The following is a 6,594-nucleotide window of genomic DNA, read 5'->3' as shown; positions in this document are numbered from 1 at the left end:
CCGAACTGTTCGTCGAGCTGAGCCCCGTCGACAACGAACCAATCGAGCTGGTGGCTGACGACAGACCCGTCGACGTCGAAGTCGACAACGAAGTAATCGAGCTGTTAGCCGACGACAGGCCCGTCGAGGTCGAGGTAGACAGCGAAGTCACCGAACTATTCGTCGAGCTGAGCCCCGTCGACAACGAACCAATCGAGCTGGTGGCTGACGACAGCCCCGTCGACGTGGAAGTCGACAGCGAAGTGATCGAGCTGTTGGCCGACGACAAGCCCGTCGAAGTCGAGGTCGACAGCGAAGTGATCGAGCTATTCGCCGAAGACAGGCCGGTCGATGTCGAGGTAGACAGCGAAGTCACCGAACTGTTCGTCGAGCTGAGCCCCGTCGACAACGACCCAATCGAACTGGTGGCTGACGACAGACCCGTCGACGTCGAAGTCGACAACGATGTGATCGAGCTGTTCGCCGACGACAAGCCCGTCGAAGTCGAGGTCGACAACGACGTCACCGAACTATTCGTCGAGCTTAGCCCCGTCGACAACGAACCAATTGAACTGGTGGCTGACGACAGCCCTGTCGACGTGGAAGTCGACAACGAAGTAATCGAGCTATTCGCCGAAGACAAGCCCGTCGACGTCGAGGTCGACAACGACGTCACCGAACTATTCGTCGAGCTAAGCCCTGTCGACAACGAACCAATTGAGCTGGTGGCTGACGACAGCCCCGTCGACGCGGAGGTCGACAACGACGTGATCGAGCTGTTCGCCGAAGACAATCCCGTCGACGTCGAAGTCGACAACGATGTGATCGCGCTGTTCGCCGACGACAAGCCCGTCGAAGTCGAGGTCGACAGCGACGTTACCGAACTGTTCGTCGAGCTGAGCCCCGTCGACAACGAACCAATTGAACTGGTGGCTGACGACAGCCCTGTCGACGTGGAAGTCGACAGCGACGTAATCGAGCTATTCGCCGACGACAAGCCCGTCGACGTCGAGGTCGACAACGACGTTACCGAACTGTTCGTCGAGCTGAGCCCCGTTGACAACGAACCAATCGAACTGGTGGCCGACGACAGCCCCGTCGACGTGGAGGTTGACAACGAAGTAATCGAGCTGTTCGCCGACGACAGGCCCGTCGAGGTCGAGGTCGACAACGATGTGATCGAGCTGTTCGCCGACGACAAGCCCGTCGAAGTCGAGGTCGACAGCGACGTTACCGAACTGTTCGTCGAGCTGAGCCCCGTCGACAACGAACCAATTGAGCTGGTGGCTGACGACAACCCTGTCGACGTGGAGGTCGACAGCGACGTGATCGAGCTGTTCGCCGACGAGAGACCCGTCGACGTCGAAGTCGACAACGATGTGATCGAACTGTTCGCCGACGACAGGCCCGTCGATGTCGAGGTAGACAGCGAAGTCACCGAACTGTTCGTCGAGCTGAGCCCCGTCGACAACGAACCAATCGAGCTGGTGGCTGACGACAGACCCGTCGACGTCGAAGTCGACAACGAAGTAATCGAGCTGTTAGCCGACGACAGGCCCGTCGAGGTCGAGGTAGACAGCGAAGTCACCGAACTATTCGTCGAGCTGAGCCCCGTCGACAACGAACCAATCGAGCTGGTGGCTGACGACAGACCCGTCGACGTCGAAGTCGACAACGAAGTAATCGAGCTGTTGGCCGACGATAAGCCCGTCGAAGTCGAGGTCGACAGCGAAGTGACCGAACTATTCGTCGAGCTAAGCCCCGTCGACAACGAACCAATTGAGCTGGTGGCTGACGACAGCCCTGTCGACGTAGACGTCGACAGCGACGTAATCGAGCTGCTCGCCGAAGACAATCCCGTCGACGCCGACGTCGACAGGCTCGCAAGCTGGCTGCCATTCACCGCATCCGTGCTCGCCGCGGACACCGTACCAGGAGCGAGATTGGTGATTTTCTGGTTGTTGAGGCTCGCGCCGCCGTTCAATGACGCCAGGCCCGACACCTGGACGGCCCCGACGATGTTGGTGCCGTTCGTCCCACCGTTGATGTACGCGCCATTCGACAGCACATAGAAACCATATGCATTTGCAGTTGATCCGCCTGCCGTCGTCGTCCCGCCCGTCGACGTCGGCAACCCGCCGATCGCGCCCGTGCCGTTCGTTCCACCCACGATCAGGCTGCCGCTGTTCACCATGACAGCGGTCTGGCTGGCTGTGTTGCACGCGGAACTCCCGCCTGTCTGCCCGACCAGGCCTCCATCGTTAATTCGATAACACCCGGTGTCACCGTTATCGTTAACGATGAACTGTTGGGCATAGGCAGGAACAACGAAGCACGGAAAAAGAATAACGGATATACCTATTATTCTCAGCGCGTCTGATTCATATAATTTCCCAGACTTCTCAATTCCGTCATTCCGTATCGACACTCCCCCGCGAGACTTTTTTCCGCGAGATTTAACGATCTCTGCAACTGCGACCCACGTTCCGAGCGCTTCGCTCCAGATGCTCCGATAGCTGCGATTCACTGCGATTCCCCCGAGAATAAATCGCCAAACCCATGGCGGGCACGGTATTCGATTGCCTCTTCAAAATCGATTCGCAGGCCGTATTGAATCCGTCGTTGGCCTCGTGGAATTTCACAGAATTAATACACATAATTTGAAATTTTTTGTTGTCGTTTTCTTATTTTTTACAATGATTGACAATTACCGTGCCTTTATCGGGATGTTGCGTCATCGATGTAAACATGTGAACCGCGAATTCATCTGATGAAATGAAAAAATTACGCAGGATTCCGATTTATCACCCTGCCCCGGATTGCTCGCGCGCGACTTCGCTTGAATCAGCGCGACGATAAATCACAGGCAAACGTTTGCTTTTCGAATGGCAAGTCGCCAGAGAAGTGAAAATGGAGAAATCAATCGAGGGCGACGATTGCCGGCGCCCCTCACGACATCACAGCAACGGCAACGCGTTCCGGATATGCTCGGCGAACGCCGCCGTCAGATGCGACGGCCGCTTGCGATCGAACTTCAGCGTAATGCCCACGGCCGGCAACGGCGGCAGTCGCGGATCGCCGGTGACGATCGCCAGGTCGGCCGGCACCGCCGTCTGCGTCATCACCGCGAACGCCTGCCCCGAACGCACCAGCGCGATCAGCCCCGCGAGGCTGCTGCTCGCATACGCGACGCGATATTTGCGGCCCGCGCGATCCAGCGCGTCGCAGGCCGCGAGGTGATCGAGCGTGTCGCGATCGGACAGCGCGAGCGGCAACGGATCGAAATGCGCGGGTTCGAGCCCCGGATAACCGATCCACACCAGTTGCTCGCGGCGAATGATGTCGTCGTTCGCGCCGTCGTCCGGCAATGAAATCATCGCCAGATCGACCGCGCGCTTCTCCAGTTGCTCGATGAGCCGCGGCGTCGGCCCGCAGACGACTTCGACGATCGCCTGTGGATGCTGGCTCGAAAACTGCCGCAGCAGCGACGGCAGCCAGACCTCCGCGTAATCGTCCGGGCAGCCGAAGCGGATCGTCCCCGACAACCCCGTGCCGCACAGGTCGGCCATCGCCTCGTCATGCAGCCGCAGGATGCGCTGCGCATGCACGAGCAGCCGCTCGCCCGGGTGGGTCAGCACCACGCCGCGCCCGGTGCGCTGGAACAGCGGCTGGTCGACGACCTCCTCGAGCCGCTTCATCTGCTGGCTGAGCGCGGACTGGGTCCGGCCGACGCGCGCGGCCGCGCGGCTGAGCGCGCGCACCTCCGCGATCACGACGAACGAGCGCAGCAGGTCGATTTCGAGCGAAAGCGCCAAGGTATTAGCTCCTTTTCTACCTTGCATAAGAACTATTCGTTTCCATCAAACCAGACGCGCGCCTAGACTGCAAGCGACCCTTGGCACTTTGCCCCTTGCCTCTTGTCTGGAGACGCCCGATGTCCCTGAACGACGACCCGACCTTCTGGCGCAACGCCAGGCAGCACCTGGTCCGCTACGGCGGCACGTTCGAGCCGCTGATCATCGAGCGCGCGAAAGGCAGCTTCGTGTACGACGCGGACGGCCGCGCAATCCTCGATTTCACGTCGGGCCAGATGAGCGCGGTGCTCGGCCACAGCCATCCGGAGATCGTGTCCGTGATCGGCGAATACGCGGGCAAGCTCGACCATCTGTTCAGCGGGATGCTGTCGCGGCCGGTCGTCGACCTCGCGACGCGCCTCGCCGACGTCACGCCCGCCGGGCTCGATCGCGCGCTGTTGCTCAGCACCGGTGCGGAATCGAACGAAGCGGCGATCCGGATGGCGAAGCTCGTCACCGGCAAGTACGAGATCGTCGGCTTCGCGCAGTCGTGGCACGGAATGACGGGCGCGGCCGCGTCGGCCACGTACAGCGCCGGGCGCAAGGGCGTCGGCCCGGCGGCCGTCGGCTCGTTCGCGATTCCGGCGCCGTTCACGTACCGGCCGCGCTTCGAGCTCAACGGCACCTACGACTATCTGGCCGAACTCGACTACGCGTTCGACCTGATCGATCGCCAGTCGAGCGGCAACCTCGCGGCCTTCATCGCGGAGCCGATCCTCAGCTCGGGCGGGATCATCGAGTTGCCGGAAGGCTATATGGCGGCGCTCAAGCGCAAGTGCGAAGAACGCGGGATGCTGCTGATCCTCGACGAGGCGCAAACGGGCGTCGGGCGCACCGGCACGATGTTCGCGTGCCAGCGCGACGGCGTGACGCCCGACATCCTGACGCTGTCGAAGACGCTCGGCGCCGGGCTGCCGCTCGCGGCGATCGTGACGTCCGCGGCCATCGAGGAACGCGCGCACGAACTCGGCTACCTGTTCTACACGACGCACGTGTCGGACCCGCTGCCCGCGGCCGTCGGCCTGCGCGTGCTGGACGTCGTGCAGCGCGACGGGCTCGTCGCACGGGCGAACGTGATGGGCGACCGGCTCCGGCGCGGCCTGCTCGACCTGATGGAACGCTTCGACTGCATCGGCGACGTGCGCGGACGCGGGCTGCTGCTCGGCGTCGAAATCGTCAAGGATCGCCGCACGAAGGAACCGGCGGACGGGCTCGGCGCGAAGATCACGCGCGAATGCATGAACCTCGGGCTCAGCATGAACATCGTGCAGTTGCCCGGCATGGGCGGCGTGTTCCGGATCGCGCCGCCGCTGACCGTCAGTGAAGCGGAGATCGATCTCGGGTTGTCGTTGCTCGAGCAGGCGATCCGGCGCGCACTGTAACGGAGCACCAGGCGCAACGCCGGGCGCCCCGAAACCTAGTCGAGCCGCCCGGCCCGAAACACGCTGCGCAATTCGTCGTGATTGTGTACGTTGAGCCGGCGATAGATCTTGCGAACATGATCGACGACCGTGCTGTCGCGCAGCGCGAAGTCGCGCGCAATCTCGCTGTGCGAGCGGCCCAGCACGAGCTGCACACAGAGTTCGCGTTGCCGCTCGGTCAGGCCGAACGCGAAACCAAGGCGTTCGACCGTCAGCCTGAGCGGCGGAAAGTGTTCGATGTAGATCACGATCGCGGCATCGCGCTGCAGCGCGGCCACGTCGGTACATCGATAGGCCTTGAAGCGGAAACGCCCCGCCTGGTTGCGATGCTCGAGCGTCGCGGGTGGCGCCGGGTAGCCGAGCCAGATCCGGTTGAGGTTCGACCGCAGCGGCGCGAGCCAGTCCGGCAAGCGTTCGTGATGGTAGAACGCGAGCGGCTCGCCGGTCGCGAGCGACAGCATCCGAATGCTGTCCGCGTTGTGCAGCAGGAGCCGGCCATCGTCGTCGACCACCATGATCGCGGACTCGCTGCATTCCGATTCGTGCAGCGTGGGCTGCACGGGCCGCGACAGTGCATGGGCCAGATGCCGCGCCACGGGTTCGATGTCGCGATGGTTCTTTTCCGAGAACGGACGGCAACCCGGTGCACGCGACAGCAGCAGACTGCCCCAGCCGCGCGTGCCGTCCGTCGCGGTCAGCTCGAGACAGTGGCGCATCGACACCGGCCGCCACAGGTCGGCATACATGTCGCTCGACAGCAATGCACGGTCGTAGTGCGCGCTGTTGTCGAAACCGCGCCCGCGGCGCATCGCATCGGAAAACGTGATGCCCAGCACCTCCTGCCGCGACGTGTTGTGGATGTTCGCGAAATACGTCGGCAACAGCGTATAGACCACCTCGTTTTCGCTGCACACGTCCGACACGGCGTAGTGTTCGTCGGCATAGAAGAACATGCCCCAATCGGCGCCGACGATATGCCGGGTCGCCTCAATCACATGAGGAATGACGAGATGCGGCTCGACGGCAAGCGAACAGAGCCGACGAATATGACTCGCAAGCGCGACGTGTTTGTCAGACATGACTGCGCTCCTCGAACATGCACCGGATTCGCTCGCGGGCCGCGGTGAGAAGCTCGACTTCATACGTTCCGCGATGTCTGTCCAGTGTAGGCATTCCACATGACAACGACGGCAATTGCCCCCTTTCAAGAGGGCGTTAAACCGGCATGCGGGTTCTATCATTTCGCCATTCCGGCTGCATTCGCGTGCCGAACCCACTCCTGCGTTCGGCATCGGGCATTTGTCCGGCGCGATGCCATGGCGGCGGAATGATCCGATTCA

General features: G+C 62.0%; 4 protein-coding genes. 1 reads left to right on the top strand and 3 read right to left on the bottom strand.

What is annotated here, in order from left to right; all coding sequences use genetic code 11:
* Positions 1–2,506: ESPR domain-containing protein (locus tag G3N99_RS41775; protein ID WP_346778466.1), on the bottom strand; the 2,506-nt coding region annotated here is incomplete at its 3' end.
* A 430-nt stretch (positions 2,507–2,936) separates the two neighbouring features.
* A complete protein-coding gene (locus tag G3N99_RS04870) occupies positions 2,937–3,821 on the bottom strand; it encodes a LysR family transcriptional regulator (RefSeq protein WP_206121779.1) in 885 nt (294 codons plus the stop codon).
* A 92-nt stretch (positions 3,822–3,913) separates the two neighbouring features.
* Here G3N99_RS04870 and G3N99_RS04865 point away from each other — a divergent pair, with 92 nt between their 5' ends.
* Entirely contained in the window at positions 3,914–5,215 is a 1,302-nt protein-coding gene (locus G3N99_RS04865; RefSeq protein ID WP_206121778.1) for an aspartate aminotransferase family protein, read from the top strand.
* A gap of 35 nt (positions 5,216–5,250) precedes the next feature.
* Here G3N99_RS04865 and G3N99_RS04860 read toward each other — a convergent pair whose 3' ends face one another.
* Positions 5,251–6,333 carry a LuxR C-terminal-related transcriptional regulator gene (locus tag G3N99_RS04860; protein WP_206121777.1) on the bottom strand — a complete coding sequence of 361 codons (1,083 nt, stop codon included), beginning with the start codon at positions 6,331–6,333 and terminating at the stop codon, positions 5,251–5,253.
* Positions 6,334–6,594 lie beyond the last annotated feature (261 nt).

Origin of the sequence: Burkholderia sp. Ac-20392 (genome assembly GCF_017104585.1) — a bacterium.
GTDB lineage: Bacteria > Pseudomonadota > Gammaproteobacteria > Burkholderiales > Burkholderiaceae > Burkholderia > Burkholderia lata.
Note: the sequence above shows the minus strand (reverse complement) of the source record. Positions and strands in the feature narration are given on the sequence as shown.

Bases quoted from the DNA above. Each gene is read 5' to 3' on its own strand.
- G3N99_RS04865 (WP_206121778.1), top strand. From the start codon at position 3,914: ATGTCCCTGAACGACGACCCGACCTTCTGGCGCAACGCCAGGCAGCAC.
- G3N99_RS04860 (WP_206121777.1), bottom strand. From the start codon at position 6,333: ATGTCTGACAAACACGTCGCGCTTGCGAGTCATATTCGTCGGCTCTGT.
- G3N99_RS04870 (WP_206121779.1), bottom strand. From the start codon at position 3,821: ATGCAAGGTAGAAAAGGAGCTAATACCTTGGCGCTTTCGCTCGAAATC.